The organism is Novosphingobium sp. ZW T3_23, assembly GCF_044987305.1.
In the GTDB taxonomy this organism is placed as follows: Bacteria; Pseudomonadota; Alphaproteobacteria; order Sphingomonadales; family Sphingomonadaceae; genus Novosphingobium.
In genome coordinates, this window is the sequence record NZ_JBJDRF010000013.1 from 1 (window position 1) to 21028 (window position 21028).

Sequence of the window (21028 nt, forward strand, 5' to 3'; positions counted from 1 at the left end):
TTCCGGGGGAGGCGGGGCAGGGGGGCACCGGGTGATCAGCGAGAAACGCGCGCGGCGCATCAATGCGCTGATGATGTCCTGCGGCCATTACGACAACTCGGGCGACTTCGCCTATCGCATCGGCCTGCCGGGCAAGTCCGGGGTGGGCGGCGGCATCCTGGCGGTGGCGCCTGGAATCGCCAGCGTTGCCGTATGGTCGCCCGGCCTCAATGAAAGCGGTAATTCGCAGCTGGGCCAGATGGCGCTGGAGCGGCTCGTCCACCGCACCGGGTGGTCGGTGTTCGAGCCCCGTATCGGCTGAACGCCCCGCCTGATCGTTTAAGCTTTTTCCGGCTCGCGCAGCTGGCTCGATTTGAGCGCCGGCTTCTGGGACAGGCCGCCTTCCTGCATGATCTGCTCGCGGAATTCGTCGCGCTTTTCGTGGATCGAGGCGATCACCGGTCCCATGGCGACGCCGATCTCGGTGAGCGCGGCTTCGGAGAGTTGCAGCGAGCTTTCGAGCGTCTCCGGCACCGCATGGGTGGCTCCGGCCCGGTAGAGCACGGCGGCGTGCTCGGCATCGCGGGCGCGGGCGATGATCGGCAAGTCCGGGAAATCGGCGCGCAGCTTGCGGACGATGCGCTGTGCCGTCACCGGCTCATCCATGGTCAGGATCACCGCCGCCGCGCCCGCCGCGCCGAAGCGCAGCATGGCATCGCCGCGACCGGCGTCTCCGAAGGCGACCGTGTAGCCGTGGCGGCGCCCTTCGGTGACGAGGTCGGTATTGCTGTCCACCGCGATATAGGGGCGGCCGTGGCGTGCCAGCATGTCTGCCACCAGCCTGCCGACCCGGCCGAAACCGACGATCAGAACCCGCGGCTTGTCGGGCGCTTCGGCGGGCTGGTGCGGCGCCTCGACGCTGTCCACCTGCCGCGCGAGGACTTTGCCGATCATCGAGAGCAGCGGGGTGACCGTCAGGCCGAGCGCGGTGACGATCTGCCAGAACATGGCGGTGCCGGGCTGGATGAGCTGCGCGGCGCCGGCGGCGCTCAGCACGATCAGGGTGGTTTCCGAAGGGCTCGACATGAGAATGCCGGTCTCGGTCGCGGTGCCGCGCCGGGCGCCCATCATGCGCAGCAGCAGGCCGGTTACCGTGGACTTGAGCAGGATCACGCCGACCGTGGCGATCAGGATCGACGCCAGGTTCTCCCACACGATTCGCAAGTCGATGCTCATGCCGATGGTGATCAGGAACACCCCGAGGGCGAGGCCCTTGAACGGCTCGATGATCTGCTCGACTTCGGTGTGATATTCGGTCTCGGCGATCAGCAGCCCGGCGACGAGGGCGCCCACGATCGGGGACAGGCCGGTGGCGCCGGTCGCCAGCGAGGCGAGGATGACCACCAGCAGGCTGGCCGCCAGGAACAGTTCCGGGCTCTTGGTGCGGGCGGCCTGCGCGAAGAGCGGCGGCAGCAGGTAGCGGCCGAGCACAAGCAGCGCGGTGACGACCAGCGTGCCCCAGACCAGCGTGTGGATCAGCCCGTCCATGCCCGCGCCCTTGGCATGGGGCGCAAGCGCGCCGAGCAGGAAGATGATCGGCACCAGCGCGATATCCTCGAACAGCAGCATCGCCAGCGCGGCGCGGCCGACCGGGGTGGTGGTGTCCGTCATCTTCAGCACCAGCGCAGTGGACGAGAGCGCGAGCGCGAGGCCCAGCGCCATGGCCCCGGAGAAGCCCTGTCCGATGGCGGCGAAGAAGAAGGTGAGCGCGCTGCCGGTCAGGATCAGTTCCAGCGACCCCAGCCCGAAGACGAATCTTCGCATTGCCCACAATCGCCCGAAGGAGAGTTCGAGCCCGATCGAGAACAGCAGCAGGATGATGCCGAATTCGGCGAATATCTCCAGCCCGTCCGGGTCGGTGATGGTCACCCAGGACAGCCACGGCGTGTCGAACACCAGGCGGCCCAGTCCGAACGGTCCGACCAGCAGGCCGACGAGGATGAAGCCGATGACCGGGGTGATGCGGAATCGGTTGAATACGGGAATCACGATGCCCGCCGCGCCCAGGATGACGAGGGCGTCGGACATGACGGGGGAAGAGAGTGCGTTGCTGCCGGCCATTGTCCGCCGACTATGGCAGGCGGGGCGCGCCGCACAATGGCGAAGCGGGCCTATTCCCGAGTATTTCTGCCTCGCGGCGGCATAACGCAGCTTGCCGTCCACGCTAATGTGTATCGACATGCAACTTCACTTGGCGTTCAGCAAAGCGCTGTCTATAGACCGGCCCCATGTTCGAACGCTCGCGCTTCAAGATCGCCCTCGCCGCCGCCGCCACCGGGGCGCTTGTATTGACCGCCGGATGTGCCGGGCGTGGGGGCGGGGCCAAGGATACGGCCTACGTCGCGCGCGACGTCGACACGCTCTACGCCGCCGCCCAGCAACGCCTGAACGAGGGCCGCACCCGCCAGGCCGCCGCGCTGTTCGACGAAGTGGAGCGCCAGCACCCCTATTCGCCCTGGGCCCGTCGTGCCCAGCTGATGAGCGCGTTCAGCTACTATGCCGCGCGTGACTATACCAAGTCGATCCAGTCGGCGCAGCGCTTCCTGTCGATCCATCCCGGCAACAAGGACGCGCCTTACGCCTACTACCTGATCGCGATCTGCTATTACGAGCAGATCAGCGACGTCACCCGCGACCAGAAGACCACCGAGCAGGCCAAGCAGGCCCTGACCGACGTGATGCGCCGCTATCCGAACACGCCTTACGCCTCCGACGCGAAGCTGAAGATCGACCTCGTCAACGATCACCTCGCGGGCAAGGAAATGACCATCGGCCGTGGTTACGAGAACAGCGGCAAGTGGCTGGCGGCAACGCTGCGCTTCCGCAACGTGGTCGACAATTTCCAGACCACCAGCCACGCGCCCGAAGCGCTGTTCCGCCTGGTGGAAGGCTACCTTGCGCTCGGCGTGCCCGAGGAAGCGCAGAAGGCCGCTGCCGTGCTCGAACACAACTACCCGAACAGCAAGTGGTACGATCGTGCCTACAAGCTGATGAACAAGAACGCGCCCGAGAATCTCGCCGCCTGAGGCGTGAGGGGAGCGACGTCACGCAAAGATGCGTGACGGGCGGATCGGTTTTCGTTAGAACGGATCGCGAACATGCTGAACCGCCTCTCCATCCGCAACATCGTGCTGATCGAAGCGCTCGACCTGGATTTCGCGCGCGGGCTGGGCGTCCTCACCGGCGAAACCGGCGCGGGCAAGTCGATCCTGCTCGACGCGCTGGGCCTGGTGATCGGAAATCGCGCCGACAGCGGTCTGGTCCGCGCCGGTGAGGCCCGCGCCACGGTAACCGCCAGTTTCGAGTTTTCGCAGCTGCCGGGGAACCTCCGGGCCGTGCTCGACGATGCCGATATCGACATCGAACCGGGCGAGCCGCTGATCCTCAAGCGCCAGCTCAAGGCCGACGGCGGCAGCCGCGCCTTCCTCAACGACCAGCCCGTCGGGGTGGCCCTGCTGCGCGAGATCGCGCCCGCGCTGGTCGAGATCCACGGCCAGCACGACGATCGCGGCCTCGTCAATTCGCGCGGCCACCGCGCCTTGCTCGACCGTTTCGCCGGGGGCGACGTCGCCGGGGTCGAGGCGGCCTGGAAGACCTGGCGGGCCGCGCAGAACGCGCTTGATACGGCGCGCGCGCAAGTCGCCAAGGCGGCCGAGGACCAGGACTTGCTGCTGGCGCATCTGGCCGAACTCGATGCACTGTCGCCGCTGGAAGGCGAGGAAGAGGAACTCGCCCAGGCCCGCGCGGGAATGCAGAAGGGCGAGAAGCTCTCCGACGATCTCGTGGCGCTCCAGCATCTCTGGACCGGGTCCGATTCGGCGTTGGCCACCTTGCGCGGCGCATCGCGCCGGCTCGACCGGATCGCCGGGGAGCACCCGCTGCTGGCCGAGGCACTGGAAGCGCTCGACCGCGCCGTGATCGAGGCGAGTGAGGCGGAAGACCGGCTCGACCGGGCCGCCGAGGCGCTGGCTTTCGATCCCGACGAGCTGGACCGCATCGAAACCCGCCTGTTCGACCTTCGCGCCGCCGCGCGCAAGCAGGGCTGCCAGGTGGACGATCTGCCCGAGAAGATGCGCGAGATGCGCAGCGCGCTCGATGCCATCGAGGGCGGCGAGGAACACGTGGCCGGGCTGGAACGCGCCGCGCAGAAGGCCGCGCTGGTCTATCGCGAGCAGGCGGAGGCATTGCACGACTTGCGCCGCGCCGCCGCCAAGCGTCTCGACAAGGCGGTCGCCGCCGAACTCGCGCCGCTCAAGCTCGATGCCGCGCGGTTCCAGACTTCGGTGATCCGCCTGCCCGAGGAACGCTGGAACGCGCAGGGCATGGATGCGGTGGAGTTCCTCATCAGCACCAACCCCGGCGCCGACTTTGCGCCTCTGGCCAAGATCGCCTCGGGCGGCGAACTCTCGCGCTTCATCCTCGCGCTCAAGGTGGCGCTGGCGGAAGAGGGCGGCGCGGCGACGGTGATCTTCGACGAGATCGACCGGGGCGTGGGCGGCGCGGTGGCCAGCGCCATCGGCGAGCGTCTCGCCCGGCTTGCGTCGGAAGGGCAGCTTCTTGCCGTCACCCACAGCCCGCAGGTCGCGGCGCGCGGGCGGCGGCACTACATGATCGCCAAGTCCAGCGAAGGCACCGTTACGCGCACCTCGGTGGCGCTGCTCGATGAGGGCGAGCGCAAGGAAGAGATCGCGCGGATGCTGTCCGGGGCGGAAGTAACGGCCGAGGCGCGGGCTCAGGCGGATCGGTTGTTGGAAGTCTGAAAAGGGGAAGACCGGGGGATGATCCCCCGGACCCTCGGAATGTCGGCGCCGCGCGCTGCCTATCCGTAGTGCGCTCCCGGCGGCGCAGCCATTTTGTCTCCCGACGCAGCCGTGGGCGTATGACGCGGTTGGCCCGCGTGACATCGACATTCCTGGGGGTGCAGGGGGGCTATGCTCCCCTGCTTCTACTTTCCTTCCCCAAACGAGAAGCCTAGGGTCCGCCCCGTAAATTCCCCCCAGACGGACCATATACCATGCCCAATTTCCTCTTCGCCTCCGCGCTGCTCGCCGCGACCAGCCTCGTTTCCGTTCCGGCCCTTGCCGCCGAACCGGCCTACGACCTCGCCGCGCAGAAGGCGAAGCTGGCGACGATCCCGATGGAGGTGGAGACGAAGTTCCTCTCGGCCGAGGAGCGCGACGTGGTGAACCTGCTCATCAAGGCGTCCGACCTGATGAGCGAGGTCTACTTGCGCCAGCGCTATGCCGAGAATCCGCAGGTGCGCCGTGCGGTCTCGATGAACCGCCGCGCCGACCGCGACCTGCTGGTCGAGATGTTCGACCGCAATTTCGGCCCCTGGGACGAGCTGGCCGATCTCCACCCGTTCTGGGGCACCACGCCGATGCCGGAAGGCGCGGGGTTCTATCCGGAAGACCTGACGCGCGCCGACTTCGAGGCCTATCTTGCGGCGCATCCGGGTGAGAAGGCAGCGCTCACGAGCCCCTATACGGTGGTCCGCCGGGACGGCGCCAAGCTGATCGCGGTGCCCTATTCGGTCGCTTACAGAGAATGGCTGGAGCCGGCGGCCAAGCTGCTGGATCAGGCTGCGGCGCGGACGAGCAATGCCAGCCTGAAGACCTTCCTCTCGCTGCGCGCCAAGGCCTTCCGCACGGACGACTACTACGAGAGCGAACTGGCGTGGATGGACCTGAAGGACACGCCGATCGAAGTCGCGATCGGGCCTTACGAGGTCTATACCGACCGTCTGATGGGCGCGAAGACATCGTTCGAGAGCTTCGTGACGCTGAAGGATCCGGTCGAATCGGCCGCGCTCGCCAAGTACAAGAACTATCTGCGCGACATGGAAGCGAACCTGCCGATCGCGGAGGAATACAAGAACTTCCAGCGCGGCTTCGAGAGCCCGATCGCCGTGGCCGAGCAGATTCGCGGCGGCGGAGACAACGTGCCGGGCCCGCAGACGGTGGCCTTCAACCTGCCCAACGACGAGCGCGTGCGCGAGGCCAAGGGCGCGAAGAAGGTGATCCTCTCCAACGTGCTGGGGGCCAAGTTCGAGCGCATCCTGAAGCCGATGGGCGCGCTGGTGCTGGTGCCTTCGCAGGCGGCGCAGGTCGATCGCAAGTACATGCAGCTTGAGACGCTGTTCCACGAACTGTCGCACAGCCTGGGGCCGGGCACGATCGTCGTGAACGGCCAGACCACCACGGTGGACAAGGCGCTGAAGGAGCAGAACTCCGCGATCGAGGAGGCCAAGGCCGATGTCGCGGGCGTCTGGGATATCCTGCTGATGATGAAGAAGGGCGAAATCCCGGCTTCGGAACGCCCGCAGCTGTTCGCCACTTATGTCGCCGGTATTTTCCGCTCGGTGCGGTTCGGCGCGGTGGAGGCCCACGGCAAGGGCGCGGCGCTGCAATATGGCTATCTGCGCGACAAGGGCGCCTTCACTTACGACCCCGCGACGAAGCGCTACACTTACGACGACGCGAAGATGGAAGCGGGCCTGCGCGACCTGCTGCACGACATGCTGATGCTTCAGGCGCGCGGCGACTATGAGGGCACCAAGACCTTCATGGCACGCTGGGCGAAGCTCGATCCGGAAGCCGAAGGCGTGATCGCCAGCATGGCGAACGTGCCGGTGGACATCCGCCCGGTTTATCCCGAGGCTATCTGAGGCCCGAAACGATCCGAGGCGACTTAGGGCCTCATGACGACATGGCCGAAAGGTCGGCCATGCAGGATGAAGTCGTAGGCCTCGGCGGCTTCGCAGAGGGCGAACTCGTGCTCGATCGGGAGTTGCAGTTCGCCCTTGGCGATGCGGCCCATCATGACGCCGACCTGCGCGTGGACCGCTGGATCGTGCATGGGCGAAGCGGTCATGATCGGCAGACGTTCGAGTTCCGGCCCCGTTGCATCCGGCGCAGCCCCGTCTGGGCCGTAAGGCTGATCTGCGATGCTGTCGATCACCGAGAAAGCGGCGTAACGGCCGCCGGGAACCACCAGTCTCGCCAGATCGGCAGTGCGTTCCCCGGCGCTGACGTCGAATACGAAATCGACGCCCCGGCCTTGCGTCAGTTCCAGGCACCGAGCCATCACGTCGTCGCGCGTGGCGCTGAGAATCTCGGTGAGGCCGATCTTGCGCAGGCGGTCGCGGCAGGCCGGATCGCGGGCGATGCCGATCACCTTGGCTCCGGTTTCCAGCGCCAGTTGCACCGTCATGAGGCCGAGGCTGCTGGTGACGTGGTTGATCAGGATGGTCTCGCCCGCGCGTAGCCGGCCCCGGTTGCATAGCGTGTCCCGGGTTGCGGCCAGCGTGAAGGGTGCGGCGGCGGCGGAGCCGGGGTCGAGCCCTTCGGGAAGATGCCAGGTGGAGGCTTCCGGCGCGACGAACAGCTCCGCATGGCTGCCGCAAGCGTGATAGGCGACCACGCGGTCGCCCAGGCGGAAGCGGGTGACCTGTGCGCCGATGCCTTCGACCGTGCCGCTCGCCTGGCAGCCGACGATCCCGCCCGGTGGCGGCTCGGCCAGGCCATGGCGGTAGAGGGCCAGCTTGATGAGGTCGATCGCTTCGATGGACACCAGTTCGACACGGACCAGCACCATGTTTTCCGCGAGTTGGGGCTCGGGCGCGGTTCCGAATGTCAGCAGCGGGCCATCTTCGATCCCGGAGCAAAATACGGCGTTCAAGCGATCCCCACGTGCGACTGATGGAACTAATTTGTTAGGCAACTGTGTATAAAATCGTTTGCACGTCAAGGGTGTTCCGCATGGCCGGAATCCCGATTTGAAGCGCTCTTCCGCCTCAGAGCATCGGTCGCACCTCGATCGAGGCGGTTCCCTGGGCGGTCACGGGCAGGTAGAGGCCCCGGCCGCTGGCCTGGATGCGGCCGGTCTCGGCGTGACGCACCTGTGCGCGGATCATGAACGCGCCTTCGCGCTTGTCGTCGATGGCGCGGGCGATCTTGCCCAGCAGCTCCTGATAGTCCTTTTCGAAGTTCTGCCCCAGCGCCGATGCCAGCGTACCCGACAATCCGGGCGTGTTGGCCAGACGCAGGAGCAGATCGCCGCCCACCGCGTCGGTGGTGCCGCTGACATGGAAGTCCGCGAAATCGATCTTGCGCGAGTTCTCGGCATTGACCGGCATCGCCGTCATCCACACCGTCCCCCGCGCGGGCTTGACCCGGCCCGCCTTGTCGTGCGCGGTGAAGGTAACCCCCACGGCGATCCGGTGCCCGGTGGTGCCGTAGATCGTGGCCTTGCTGAAGTCCGCGATGATCGGGCCGACGTGCGGCACCTCGAATGGCCGCTGCGCCCGCTTGCGCAAGGCGCGCATCAGCACCGGCTCCAGCTGCCGATAATCCGCGATCACCGGGATGAAGAACGCAAGCCGCCCGGCCTCATCCTCAAGCGGCCGGAGCGGTGGCAGGGGCGTGGGCGCGGGATCGGTCGGTCGCTCGCCGATGAAGGTTTCGGTCCGCGCCTTGAGGCCTAGCCGCAGCAGCAGGTGATTGCCGCGCAGGTCGTAGCCGCCGTACTGCAACTCCTCCGGCGTCACCCGCATCCACACCGGCGGGTTCTTCTCGTTCAGCAGCAGCGAGGTGAAGGTGGAGGCCCAGGCCCGCTCTATCTGAGGACGCAGTTCCATGCGCGCGAGATGGCCGGGCAGGGTCCGTTCCAGGCGCGCGATCACCGGCTTCAGGTGCTCGTCCGCCTTGTCGGTGAAATCGATGCGCTGGCCCAGGAAATCGAGGTGCGGCGTGTTCGTCCAGTCGTAGCGGATGTCGACCGTGCCTCGCGGCGACCAGTCCCGCCCGAGGGTAAGGCGGACCGTGGCATGGGCCAGGGCATCGGCGGTGGCGGTTTCCCGTTTCAGGATGCCGCCGATATCCTCGGCGCGGACGACCGCATGGAGCGGCATGCTCATCACGATATCGCGGCCCTTGCCCACGAACCGCAGCGGCCCGCGAGTCACTTCACCGACGATGCGGCACTTGATGGTGGGCGTCTTGAGCTTGACGAAGGCCAGCTTGACCTTCTTGGACGCGACGCAGGGCGCTTCCGGCCGGTCGATCGCCCAGAGGCGGCGCGGGATTTCCTTTTCCAGCGCGGCGGCAAGGGCGGTCACGTCGGCATGGATGGGTACGGTGATGAGCGAGGCCTGGGGCTCGATCGTGATCGCGTCGTCGGCCCTTGGGGGCGGCTTGTCCAGGGTGTCCCGCTTGCATCCGGCGGTCGCGAGGGCCAGCAGGAGCGGCGGAAGAAGAAAGCGCGCGGCGGATCGGGCGGGCCGAATGGTCTTGCCGCCTTCGCGGCAGGCGCTTTCTGTCTTCATGACGTGAATGCCCCGGATATGTCCCGTTTGGAGAGGGACAATACCCGAGACATCGCCTGGTTCCAATCGGCGGCGTCAGGGGGTGAAGCGCAGATAGGCGGCAAGGCGGGAGCCGGTGTCGCGATCGACATAGCGGCCGGGGGCTAGATCGTCCCCGACCGAAGTGCCGGTATAGCGCAGGCCGAGCGCGAGCCGGTCCATCTGGTGCTCGACGCCCAGATAATAGTCCCAGTAGCTGCCGTCGGGACGCAGGCGGCGCACGCGTTCGGCGGCGAGTGCGTCATCGCGCGTGGAGCCGGTGCTGTAACCGCCGCCGCCGTAGAGGGTCAGCGCGGTGGCCGGGATCGACATGGCGATATTGCCTTCGAGGTAGAGATTGCTGCCGCCGATGGCCTTCTGCGAGGGGGCGTAGCTTGCGCCAAGGGCCAGTTGCGCGGGGCCGATCGCGTAGGACAGCGTCGATTTCGCCTCTGCATAGCTGAGCCCGGAGCCGCCCACGAAGACATGGCCGGTGGCGCCCGCCGAAAGCGTCCAGCCGCCGCTAGACAGCAGCATGATTTCCGGCGCGACCTCAAGCCCGAGATTGGCGCCGCCGTGCCGGGGGCTGTCGCGCAAGGTGGCGGCGCCAAGGTCGACGGTCACGTTGTGGGACAAGGGCAGGGTGGCGTCGAGCGACATGGCCGGCTTGCCGTCGCTCCAGCTGAGACCGCGCTCGCGCAGGTCGGTAGCGGCTTCGATCGAGACGCTGGGCGACGCGGTCTGTGCCAGGGCGGGGGAGGAGGCAAGGATGCCGGTTGCCAGACAGGCTGCGGCGGCGGCCGGGAAGGCCGCCGGAATCAGGTAACGGTTCATGCGCCGGCGTGTAGCCTGTTTCAGTTCACCGCGAAATCGCGAGCGGCGTCGATGGCCGCCAGAGTGTCGTGATGATCCGCCGAGGCGAGTTCGCGGACATGGGCGCCGATCGCGTCGGACTTGGCGGCGACAAGCTGGGCGCCTTCGTCCCCACCCTTGCGGCAATCGCCGGGATGGTTCTGCGTGAAGCTGCGCGTCTCCGGCAGGCGCGTCGCGATCGCGCGGCTGCCGCTGGCGGGCTGGATCCGGCGCTCTACGCTGACTTCGGCGGTGACGATGCAGCGGCGCGAACTGGGGCGCGTGCCCTGCGAAATGCCGATCGCCTTGGAGCTGGTTTCCACATGGGTGACGTAGTCCACGGCGTAGCTGGCGCCGCGATGGTCGATCTGCACGCTGTGGGCAGGGGCGGCGCCCGAAGCGAGAGCGGCAGTTGCTGCGGCGGTCAGGGCAAGGAAGCTCACGTCTTACATCCTCTCGTTATGCCTAAATTATAGGCAAGGTTTGCTCAATTGTTGAGCAAGAGAGGTAGCGATCAATCATGTCTGAAGCGTGTCTGGGCGTTGAAGTTCCCTGTCCGCAAGCGCCCGATGCAGAAAGGCCGGCGGGGCTTTCGCACCGCCGGCCTTTCTCTTTTTTGGAAGGAAGAGCGCCGATCAGATGTGGATCGGCTTGCCCAGCACGGCCATGGCCGCTTCCTTGATCGCTTCCGAGTGGGTCGGGTGCGCGTGGCAGGTGTAGGCGATGTCTTCCGAGGTCGCGCCGAATTCCATGGCCTGCGCGGCCTGGCCGATCATCGTGCCCGCCACCGAGGCGATGCACCACACGCCGAGGACGCGGTCGGTCTCGGCATCGGCGATCACCTTCACGAAGCCGTCGGGCTCGTGGTTGGTCTTGGCGCGCGAGTTGGCGAGCATCGGGAACTTGCCGACCTTGATGGCTCCGCGTTCCTTGGCGGCTTCCTCGGTGAGGCCGACACCCGCGAATTCCGGCTGCGTGTAGACCACGCCCGGGATCACGTCATGGTTCACGATGCCGGTGAGGCCCGCGATGTTCTCGGCCACCGCGATGCCTTCGTCTTCGGCCTTGTGGGCGAGCATCGGGCCGGGGATCACGTCGCCGATGGCCCAGACGCCGTCCACCTTGGTGGCGAAGTCGTGGTCGGTCTCGATCTGGGCGCGGGCGTTCAGTTCGAGGCCGATGTTGCCGAGGCCGAGGCCTTCGGTGTTGGGACGGCGGCCGATCGAAACCAGCACGACGTCGGCTTCGATGACTTCCGCATCGCCACCCTTGGCGGGTTCGACGGTGACCTTGGCGATCTTGCCCTCGACCGAAACGCCGGTGACCTTGGTGCCGAGCTTCAGGGCCATGCCCTGCTTCTTGAAGATCTTGCCGGCTTCACGGCGTACTTCGCCGTCCATGCCCGGCAGGAGCTGGTCGAGGAATTCGACGACGGTGACTTCCGCGCCGAGACGACGCCAGACCGAACCGAGTTCGAGGCCGATCACGCCGCCGCCGATGACGACCATCTTCTTGGGAACGGCCTTCAATTCCAGCGCGCCGGTCGAGTCCACGACCACGCCGCCGGCGTTGTCGATCTCGACGCCCGGAAGCGGGGTGACCGAGGAACCGGTGGCGATCACGATGTTCTTGGCGGTCACGGTCTTGCCGGCCACTTCGACGCTGTGCGCGTCCTTGAACTGGGCATAGCCCTTCAGCCAGTCGATCTTGTTCTTCTTGAACAGGAATTCGATGCCGCCGGTCAGGCCCTTCACCGCGTCGAGGCGCTGGCCCTGCATGGTGTCGAGGTCCAGCTCGGGCGTGACCTTGATGCCCATCTTGGCCATCGAGCCGCCTTCCTTCGCCGCTTCGAAGTATTCCGAAGCGTGGAGCAGCGCCTTCGAGGGGATGCAGCCGACGTTGAGGCAGGTGCCGCCCAGCGTCTCGCGGCCTTCGGCGCAGGCGGTCTTCAGACCGAGCTGCGCGGCGCGGATCGCTGCGACATAGCCGCCAGGGCCGGCACCGATGACAAGGACGTCGTAATCGTAATCAGCCATTGTTCAGGCCTCCGTACGCTCGTGCTTCGCACTATTCAGGGCACGAGCGGAAAATAGTCATTTCGGCTCAAGTGAAAACCCCGCCCGACCGGATCGGGGTGGGCGGGGTTTCTTAACTCAGAGGTCGATGAGGAGACGGGTGGGATCCTCGATCGCTTCCTTGATCGTCTTGAGCGCGGTGACCGCTTCGCGGCCGTCGATCAGGCGGTGATCGTAGGACAGCGCGATGTACATCATCGGGCGGATCACGATTTCGCCGTTACGCACGACGGCGCGGTCCTCGATGCGGTGCAGGCCGAGCACGGCCGACTGCGGGGGGTTGATGATCGGGGTCGACATCAGGCCGCCGAACACGCCGCCGTTGGAGATCGTGAAGGTGCCGCCGGCCATGTCGGCCATGGTCAGCGTGCCTTCCTTGGCCTTCTTGCCGAATTCGGCAATGGCCTTCTCGATGCCCGCGAAGCCGAGCTTGTCGCAGTCCTTGACGACCGGAACGACCAGGCCGTTCGGGGCCGAGACGGCGATCGAGATATCCACGTAGTCGTGGTAGACGATCTGGTCGCCGTCGATCTGCGCGTTGACGGCCGGGATGTCCTTGAGCGCCAGGACCGAAGCCTTGGCGAAGAACGACATGAAGCCCAGCTTGATGCCGTGCTTCTTCTGGAACACGTCCTTGTACTTCTCACGCGCCTCGATGACGGCCGACATGTCGACGTCGTTGAAGGTGGTGAGCAGCGCGGCGTTGTCCTGCGCGGACTTCAGGCGCTTGGCGATGGTCTGGCGCAGGCGCGTCATCTTGACGCGTTCCTCGCTGCGCGCGGCCGGAGCGGCAGCAGCCGAGGCTGCGACAGGCGCCGAGGCGGGCTTGTTCTTGGCCGCTTCGAGGACGTCGTCCTTGGTGATGCGGCCGTCCTTGCCGGTGCCCTTGATGGTCGCCGGGTCGATGCCGTGTTCCAGGATCGCGCGGCGCACGGCCGGCGAGAGGACCGAGGAACCGGCCGAAGCTTCGTCCGAGGCGGCGGCAGCGGGGGCGACGGCGGCAGCGGCGGGCGCCGGAGCTGGGGCAGCAGCAGCCGGAGCGGCTGCGGCCTTGGGCGCGGCGGCGGCGCCAGTGCCTTCTTCGATCGTGGCGATCAGCGCGCCGACGACGACGGTGTCGCCTTCCTTGGCGATCTGCTGGCCCATGACGCCCGCGTGGGGCGCCATGACGTCGATCGCGACCTTGTCGGTCTCGAGGCTGGCAATGGGCTCGTCAGCGGCAACGGCTTCGCCGGGCTGCTTCAGCCACTGGCCGATGGTGGCTTCGGCGACGGATTCCCCAAGGACGGGGACCTTGACTTCGGTGGTCATGATTTATCTCAAGCCTTCTGCTTGCGACGGAGTTCGGAACGAACGGAAAGATGCAGCGCGTCTGCAACCAGCGCGGCCTGTTCGGCAACGTGGCGCTTGGCGAGGCCGGTGGCAGGCGAGGCCGAGGCATTGCGGCCGGCGTAGCGCGGACGCGGCTGGGCCGCTCCGGCTTCCTTGGCGGCAGCCTCGATCTGCGATTCGACGAAGAACCAGGAACCGTTGTTCTGCGGTTCTTCCTGACACCACACGACCTCTTCGAGGTTCGGCATGCGCGACAGGCGCTGGGCCAGCGGCTCGCCCGGGAAGGGGTAGAGCTGCTCGATGCGGATGATCTGGGTATCGTCGATCTCGGCGGCATCGCGGGCTTCGAGCAGGTCGTAGAAGACCTTGCCCGAGCACAGGATGACCTTCTTGGTCGCGGCGTCTTCCGAGCCCTTGGGATCGGACAGGATGCGCGAGAAGGTGCCGCTGGTGAACTCCGATGCGGCCGACTTCGCCAGCGGGTGGCGGAGCAGCGACTTCGGGGTCATGATGATCAGCGGCTTGCGGAACGGGCGGTGCATCTGACGGCGCAGAACGTGGAAGTAGTTCGCGGGCGTCGTGATGTTGCAGACCTGGATGTTGTCCTGCGCGCAGAGCTGCAGGTACCGTTCCAGACGCGCCGACGAGTGCTCCGGACCCTGGCCTTCGTAGCCGTGGGGCAGCAGCATGACGAGGCCGTTGGCGCGCAGCCACTTGGACTCGGCCGAGGCGACGTACTGGTCGATGATGATCTGCGCACCGTTGGCGAAGTCACCGAACTGCGCTTCCCAGAGCACCAGCGTCTTCGGATCGGCGCTGGCGAAGCCGTACTCGAAGCCGAGCACGCCGTATTCCGACAGCGTCGAGTTCAGAACCTCGAAGCGGCCGTGGGGCAGGGTGGTCAGCGGCGTGTACTTGCGCTCGTCCGTCTGGTCGACCCAGACCGAGTGACGCTGCGAGAAGGTGCCGCGTTCGCAGTCCTGGCCCGAGAGGCGCACGTTGTAGCCCTCGGTGACGAGGCTGCCGAAAGCGAGCGCTTCCGCCGTGGCCCAGTCGAAGCCTTCGCCCGACTTGAACATCTCTTCCTTGGCCGAGAGCACGCGGGCCAACGTCTTGTGGACGGTCAGGCCTTCGGGAACCGTGGTCAGGGTACGGCCGAGGCTGTCGAACAGCTTGTTCTCGATCGTGGTGTCGACGTTGCGGCGCGCGGTTTCGGGGTCGGCGGGCTTGTGGAAGCCGCTCCACTGGCCGGAGAACCAGTCGGCCTGGTTGGCCTTGTAGGTCTTGGCCGCCTCGAACTGGTCTTCGAGATGGGCGGTGAAGTCCGCTTCCGTCTGCGCCAGGAACGTGTCGTCGATGACGCCTTCCTGCTTCAGGCGATCGCCATAGATCTTGCTGACCGGCGGGTGCTGGCGGATCTTCTGGTACATCAGCGGCTGCGTGAAACCGGGCTCGTCGCCTTCGTTGTGGCCGAAGCGGCGATAGCACCACATGTCGATCACGATGTCGCGGCCGAAGGTCTGGCGATAGTCGATCGCCAGCTTGCAGGCGAAGGTCACGGCAGCCGGATCGTCGCCGTTGACGTGCAGGATCGGCGCCTGGACGCCCTTGGCCACGTCCGACGGGTACGGCGAGTTGCGCGCGAACTGCGGGCTCGTCGTGAAGCCGATCTGGTTGTTGATGATGAAGTGGATGCAACCGCCGGTGTTGTAGCCCTTCACGCCCGAGAGGCCGAAGCACTCCCAGATGATGCCCTGGCCGGCGAAGGCCGCGTCACCGTGGATGAGGACCGGCAGCACCTGCTTGTGCTTGGCGCCGGGGCCGATGTCGTCGCCGATGTCGTCGGCGATGGTCTGGTAGGCGCGGACCTTGCCGAGCACCACCGGATCGACGGTTTCGAGGTGCGACGGGTTGGGCATCAGGCTCATGTGGACCTTGATGCCGTCGAACTCACGGTCGGCCGAAGTGCCGAGGTGGTACTTCACGTCGCCCGAGCCGCCCACGTCTTCCGGATTGGCGGTGCCGCCCGAGAATTCGTGGAAGATGACCTTGTAGGGCTTGGCGAGGACGTTCGCGAGCACGTTCAGGCGGCCGCGGTGGGCCATGCCGTAGACGATCTCCTTGACGCCCAGCGTGCCGCCGTACTTGATCACCGCTTCGAGCGCCGGGATCATGGCTTCGCCGCCGTCGAGGCCGAAGCGCTTGGTGCCGACGTACTTCTTGCCGAGGAACTTCTCGTACTGCTCACCGCGCACGACGGCCTGAAGGATCGCCTTCTTGCCTTCGGGGGTGAACTCGATTTCCTTGTCGGCGCCTTCCATGCGCTCCTGGAGGAAACGGCGTTCCTCGACATCGGCGATGTGCATGTATTCGAGGCCGACCTTGCCGCAATAGTTCGCGCGCAGGATCTGCACGATCTCGCGGACGGTCGTCCACTCCAGGCCGAGCGCGCCACCGACGTAGACCGGACGGTCCTGCGCGGCGCCTACGAAGCCGTGGTATTCGGGCGTGAGGTCAGCGGGAAGCTGGCGCTGGTTGAGGCCCAGCGGGTCGAGTTCGGCAGCCAGGTGACCGCGCACGCGATATGTGCGGATCAGCATCATGGCGCGGATTGCGTCGGCCGCGGCTTCGTCTATGCGGGACTGGTCGACCTTCTGGCCGCCCTTTGCCGCTGCCTTCTCGATCTTGATCTTGAGGGCGCTGGGGTCGAGGCCCTGGGTCAGGTCGTCCTCGAAATCCGCGCCTACGAGCGGCCAGTTCTTGCGCTGCCAGCTCGGGCCGGCCTGCGGCCCGTCGAGGGCCTCATCGGGGGTGAAGTCGAAACTTTCGTCGCCCATCGGGTGTCACCTTTTGTCGCGCCGGAAAACGGCCGGCGCTACCAAGCTAAATAGTGCGTTCGATGGTCCCGAGGGAGAGGAGGGGCCGTTTCGTTCGCATTGTGCGTCCGGCATCTCGAACGTGCCGGATCGCCTGTGGGTCCACAGGCGGCGCAAATCCGCAGATCAGCGCCGCCCGCAGGTATTGGGTCAGGCGAGTTCCTTGAGGACTTCCACAAGGGTTTCACCCAGAAGCGACGGCGAGGCGGAGACGCGGATGCCCGCTTCTTCCATCGCCGCGATCTTGTCCTCGGCGCCGCCCTGGCCGCCCGACACGATCGCGCCGGCGTGGCCCATGCGGCGGCCCGGAGGCGCCGTGCGGCCCGCGATGAAGCCCGCCATGGGCTTCTTGCGGCCGCGCTTGGCTTCGTCCTTGAGGAACTGGGCCGCTTCTTCTTCGGCGCTGCCGCCGATTTCGCCGATCATGATGATCGACTTGGTCTCGTCGTCGGCCAGGAACAGTTCCAGGACGTCGATGAAGTTGGTGCCGTTGACCGGGTCGCCGCCGATGCCGACTGCGGTGGTCTGGCCGAGACCGGCGTTGGTGGTCTGGAACACGGCTTCATAGGTGAGCGTGCCCGAGCGCGAGACGACGCCGACCGAACCCTTGGAGAAGATGCTGCCGGGCATGATGCCGATCTTGCATTCGCCGGGGGTCAGGACGCCGGGGCAGTTCGGACCGATCAGGCGCGACTTCGAGCCCGAGAGGGCGCGCTTCACGCGGACCATGTCGAGAACCGGGATACCCTCGGTGATCGCGACGATCAGTTCCATCTCGGCGTCGATCGCTTCCAGGATCGAGTCGGCCGCGAACGGCGGCGGAACGTAGATGCAGGTGGCGGTCGCACCGGTCGCGGCCTTGGCTTCGGCGACGGTGTTGTAGTTCGGCAGACCGATGTGGGTCGTGCCGCCCTTGCCGGGGGTCACGCCGGCGACCATCTGCGTACCGTACGCAAGGGCCTGTTCGGTGTGGAAGGTGCCGGTGGCACCGGTCATACCCTGGGTAATGACCTTGGTGTTCTTGTTGACGAGAATGGACATAGGGGAATCCTAATTCCTGTTCCTGGTGTAGGCCGATTCCGGCTTGGGAAGCGCCTTGGCGCAAATTCCGCGAAGTGCAACCGTCCAGATCGTAAAATCAACGGCCGGATAGGCCGAAGCCCCGCCCGCCCCGTCGAATTACGGGGCGGGCGGGGCCGTCTAGTTCGGATCAGGCGAGAGTGCCGTCGATGCCCTTGCAGGCGACCAGCAGTTCCTTGACCGCGTCGACCGAGACCTGAAGGTTGGTCTTGGCTTCGCCGTCCAGCTCGATTTCGATGATCTCTTCGACGCCATTGGCGCCGATCACGGCGGGGACGCCGACATAGAGGCCGTCAACGCCGTACTGACCGTCGACATAGGCGGCGATCGGCAGGATGCGCTTCTGGTCGTTCAGGTAGGCTTCGGCCATGGCGATGCCCGAGGCGGCCGGGGCGTAGAAGGCCGAGCCGGTCTTGAGCAGGCCGACGATCTCGCCGCCGCCCGAACGGGTGCGCTGGACGATCGCGTCGATCTTTTCCTGGGTGGTGCGGCCCTGCTTGATGAGGTCCGGAACCGGGATGCCGTTGACGGTCGAGTACTGCACGACCGGCACCATGGTGTCGCCGTGGCCGCCGAGCACGAACGTGTTCACGTCGCGGATCGAGACGCCGAATTCCCAGGCGAGGAAGGTCGAGAAGCGGGCCGAGTCGAGCACGCCGGCCATGCCGACGACCTTGTTGTGGGGAAGGCCCGAGAATTCGCGCAGCGCCCAGACCATCGCGTCGAGCGGGTTGGTGATGCAGATCACGAATGCGTCGGGTGCATTGGCGGCGATGCCTTCGCCGACCGACTTCATCACCTTGAGGTTGATGCCCAGCAGGTCGTCGCGGCTCATGCCGGGCTTGCGGGCGACACCGGCGGTGACGATGATGACGTCTGCGCCGGCAATGTCGGCATAGTCGTTGGTGCCGGTGATCTTGGCGTCGAAGCCTTCAACGGGGCCGCACTGCGACAGGTCCAGAGCCTTGCCCTGGGGCAGGCCTTCAGCCACGTCGAAGAGGACGATATCGCCCAGTTCCTTCTGCGCGGCGAGGTGCGCGAGGGTGCCGCCGATGTTGCCGGCGCCGATGAGGGCAATCTTCTTACGAGCCATGATGCTTGCTTGTCCTTCCCAAAGGCGGGACCAACGGACGAAAAGGCGGCCTGCGCTTGTCCCGCTGAGGCAGGTGCCGGTGTTCAATGCCGGGCGGCCTACGCCCCCCGAACCGACAATGCAACCGGGAAAAGCCCATGCAGAGGGCTCATGCGTCGCTTTTTACTGATAATAGTTCGCAATTGCAATAAGCCATGGGAGTGCGCGGAAAACGCCGCCCGAAACGAGGGTTTCGGCCTCTTTTACGCAATCGGCAAGGCGCAGATTGCATCCGCTGCATGCCGGCTTCGAGTCTCTCGCACGCGCGGGTGACCGGCAAGCGTCACCTTCTGCGAGTCGCCCCGAGGAAAGGGCAGGCGGTCGCGTCGAATGAGTGTGCCAGCCTATTGTAGAGGCTGGACGCTAACGGTGGGTGTCGCTGGTCTTGCGGAATGTTTCCCGGGGCGGGAGTTTGTCCGCGCCTTCTGCAGGATACGATTTCGCCTGTCTCTCAGCCGTTGCCGATGCGGCGCGCGAAGGCATCGGCCATGCGGCGGTCGAGCTGGCGGCAGATCGCGATCCACCAGGTGCATGCCGCGTCGTCACCGGCCAGGCGCGCGGCTGCGGCATTGGCGCGAGCATGAGCGGCGGCGGACAGGCCGTGGCGGGAGAAATGGCGCAGCGCCTCGGCGAAGATGCGCTCGTTGGCGGTGTCGGCAACGGTGTCGGAGGCGGCTTCGCGGATGTCCCGGCGGCGATGGGAGCGAAGGCGTGCCGCCGTGTTATCGTTGGCGGCGCAGAGCGGCACCGACGGGCAGAGGGCGCGCACGATCACGGGGCAGGAGCGTTTCCGGGCAGCGGAAAAGCGGATGGCCATGGTAAAGCGCGCCTCTTGTTGAAGGACGCCCTGGAGCGGCGTCTCGGACCTTAGTTATAGGATGAAGCCGCTAAGTCTTGGTGAGGGCGTATGGTTGCTGAAACCTTGCGGCCGATATTTCGCGAATCCTTGAGGCCCGCGTCTAGCTTTTGGGCCTAGCTTCGGGCTGGGCGATCCATTTGCCGGAATTGGCGTATTCCGGGCGCACGCCGGTAGCTTCAGGCAGATTGCGCGCGCGGTAGAGATCCTCGCCGCCGCGTTCGCGCACGTCGCTGGAATAGGCGGGGTTTGAATAGGCGGGGCCGGAGGGCGCGGCCTGCGCGGCCGGAACTGCTACGGTTTCCACCCGGACAGGCGCTTCCTCGAATGTGCGTTGCACGGCCAGCGGGTCTAGCGCGGCGCTGGCCAAGGCGCTGGCGGCGGAATCGTCGCGGCGATGCGGCGCGGCGAGCGGTTCTCCGCCGAGATAGGCGAAACGGAACGAGGCCGGGTTTCCGGCGGCGCCGTTGAAGGCATAGAAACGGTGCGCGCCGATCGTCGTGAGGTAATGGAGGCTCGGCGCCCAGTAGGGGTTGATCTGGATGGTATGATAATGCGTGGCCAGCCCGACCGGCGCATAGACCTGGCCCGAGAGCGCGGCCTGGGCCACCTCTTCGGCGCGCTGCCAGAAGTAGCGCTGTGGCGCCCGCGCCAGCGATCCGTCGCAGGTGAAGGAGAACTGGCAGCCGGTCGGTCGCTCCGACCCCTGATAGACGACGCCGCAGACGGTCTTGGGATAGGCCGGATGCGCCACCCGGTTGAGCACGACTTGCGCCACCGCGCGCTGGCCGCCGTCGGGCTCGCTGGCGGCTTCGTAATAGATCGCGGCGGTGAGGCACTGGAGAGCGCGGCTGCGGTCCACGCCGGAATTGTCGATCCTGAGCGCGCGGGCGACGGGGCCGATGGCGCCGCCGTCCGCATCCGAATGAATGCCTTCCCCGACCTTGAGCACCGGCTGCTCGGCTTCGAGATAGTAATAGGCCGAGCCGGGGAAGCTGGCACCCGGTTGTTCGAACGGCATGGGCAGCACGGTCTGGTCGGCAGCGGTGGCGTCAGCGAAGGGGAACGGCTCCCATGCTGCAAGCGGCGGGGAAGCGAAGGCGGGGAGGGCGACCGCCACGAGCGAGGCGGCGCAGAGCGTCCACCGACGCCGCCTGCGCTGGAGCCGCTTGCGTCCGCCGCGCACGAAATTGCCCTGGAAATCACGCGGACGCGGTTCCCAGTTTTCGGTGCAGGATGGGCGGTTGGCGGCGGTCAATTCGGATCCTCTCGGTACGTCCTCGCATGAGGCGCCCTTCGCGCCTATCCTGCTTTGGTCCGCGCGGCACCCGCCGAGATGGGCCCGTCCCGAAGCGGCACAGGCGCGCGGGATAGCCTGAATCGCTTAAGACTCTCTTTGTGATTTCCCCCGGCGATACCGGAAGGTCACCCATCCGCCCCGCT

General features: G+C 66.4%; 16 protein-coding genes. 4 read left to right on the plus strand and 12 right to left on the minus strand.

Translation table 11 applies throughout. The features are described 5' to 3' along the window. Window positions 1–301, plus strand: a 301-nt coding sequence (locus ACI3K3_RS09425; RefSeq protein WP_404913332.1) for a glutaminase, incomplete at its 5' end; no start/stop codon positions are given. A gap of 17 nt (window positions 302–318) precedes the next feature. On the opposite strand, the gene ACI3K3_RS09430 is transcribed toward ACI3K3_RS09425, so the two are convergent. Then, entirely contained in the window at window positions 319–2100 is a 1782-nt protein-coding gene (locus ACI3K3_RS09430; RefSeq protein WP_404913333.1) for a cation:proton antiporter, read from the minus strand. Between the two features lie 167 nt (window positions 2101–2267). Between ACI3K3_RS09430 and ACI3K3_RS09435 the strand changes: the two genes are divergently transcribed. The 3 genes from ACI3K3_RS09435 to ACI3K3_RS09445 all read left to right on the plus strand — a co-directional run bounded on the left by ACI3K3_RS09435 (window position 2268) and on the right by ACI3K3_RS09445 (window position 6706). Next, a complete protein-coding gene (locus ACI3K3_RS09435) occupies window positions 2268–3065 on the plus strand; it encodes an outer membrane protein assembly factor BamD (protein ID WP_404913334.1) in 798 nt (265 codons plus the stop codon). Between the two features lie 72 nt (window positions 3066–3137). Then, window positions 3138–4799, plus strand: a complete 1662-nt coding sequence (recN, locus tag ACI3K3_RS09440; protein WP_404913335.1) for a DNA repair protein RecN — start codon at window positions 3138–3140, stop codon at window positions 4797–4799. Window positions 4800–5053: 254 nt separating this feature from the next. Next, entirely contained in the window at window positions 5054–6706 is a 1653-nt protein-coding gene (locus tag ACI3K3_RS09445; protein ID WP_404913336.1) for a dipeptidyl-peptidase 3 family protein, read from the plus strand. A gap of 23 nt (window positions 6707–6729) precedes the next feature. Here ACI3K3_RS09445 and ACI3K3_RS09450 read toward each other — a convergent pair whose 3' ends face one another. From ACI3K3_RS09450 to ACI3K3_RS09500, 11 genes are all read right to left on the minus strand, one after another. Next, the gene (locus ACI3K3_RS09450) at window positions 6730–7719 is read right to left on the minus strand and encodes a zinc-binding alcohol dehydrogenase family protein (protein ID WP_404913337.1); all 990 of its coding nucleotides are present in this window, start codon (window positions 7717–7719) and stop codon (window positions 6730–6732) included. 115 nt (window positions 7720–7834) lie between these two features. After that, complete coding sequence (locus tag ACI3K3_RS09455; RefSeq protein ID WP_404913338.1) at window positions 7835–9364, minus strand: DUF4403 family protein; 1530 nt, start codon at window positions 9362–9364, stop codon at window positions 7835–7837. 75 nt (window positions 9365–9439) lie between these two features. Beyond that, window positions 9440–10216 carry a TorF family putative porin gene (locus ACI3K3_RS09460; protein ID WP_404913339.1) on the minus strand — a complete coding sequence of 259 codons (777 nt, stop codon included), beginning with the start codon at window positions 10214–10216 and terminating at the stop codon, window positions 9440–9442. A gap of 20 nt (window positions 10217–10236) precedes the next feature. Further along, complete coding sequence (locus ACI3K3_RS09465) at window positions 10237–10677, minus strand: hypothetical protein (RefSeq protein ID WP_404913340.1); 441 nt, start codon at window positions 10675–10677, stop codon at window positions 10237–10239. 192 nt (window positions 10678–10869) lie between these two features. Beyond that, a complete protein-coding gene (lpdA, locus tag ACI3K3_RS09470; protein ID WP_404913341.1) occupies window positions 10870–12270 on the minus strand; it encodes a dihydrolipoyl dehydrogenase in 1401 nt (466 codons plus the stop codon). Window positions 12271–12387: 117 nt separating this feature from the next. After that, window positions 12388–13620 carry a 2-oxoglutarate dehydrogenase complex dihydrolipoyllysine-residue succinyltransferase gene (gene odhB / locus ACI3K3_RS09475; RefSeq protein ID WP_404913342.1) on the minus strand — a complete coding sequence of 411 codons (1233 nt, stop codon included), beginning with the start codon at window positions 13618–13620 and terminating at the stop codon, window positions 12388–12390. An 8-nt stretch (window positions 13621–13628) separates the two neighbouring features. Beyond that, window positions 13629–16478 (minus strand): 2-oxoglutarate dehydrogenase E1 component, encoded by a 2850-nt coding sequence (locus ACI3K3_RS09480; RefSeq protein WP_404913343.1) that lies wholly within the window; start codon window positions 16476–16478, stop codon window positions 13629–13631. A 189-nt stretch (window positions 16479–16667) separates the two neighbouring features. Further along, entirely contained in the window at window positions 16668–17558 is an 891-nt protein-coding gene (sucD, locus tag ACI3K3_RS09485) for a succinate--CoA ligase subunit alpha (protein WP_132261868.1), read from the minus strand. Between the two features lie 169 nt (window positions 17559–17727). Next, on the minus strand, window positions 17728–18690 hold the full coding sequence (mdh, locus tag ACI3K3_RS09490; protein WP_404913344.1) for a malate dehydrogenase: 963 nt from the start codon (window positions 18688–18690) through the stop codon (window positions 17728–17730). Window positions 18691–19180: 490 nt separating this feature from the next. Beyond that, window positions 19181–19498, minus strand: a complete 318-nt coding sequence (locus ACI3K3_RS09495; protein ID WP_404913345.1) for a hypothetical protein — start codon at window positions 19496–19498, stop codon at window positions 19181–19183. A 190-nt stretch (window positions 19499–19688) separates the two neighbouring features. Next, window positions 19689–20843, minus strand: coding sequence for a cell wall hydrolase (locus tag ACI3K3_RS09500; protein ID WP_404913346.1), 1155 nt, complete (start codon window positions 20841–20843; stop codon window positions 19689–19691). Between the last annotated feature and the right edge of the window lie 185 nt (window positions 20844–21028).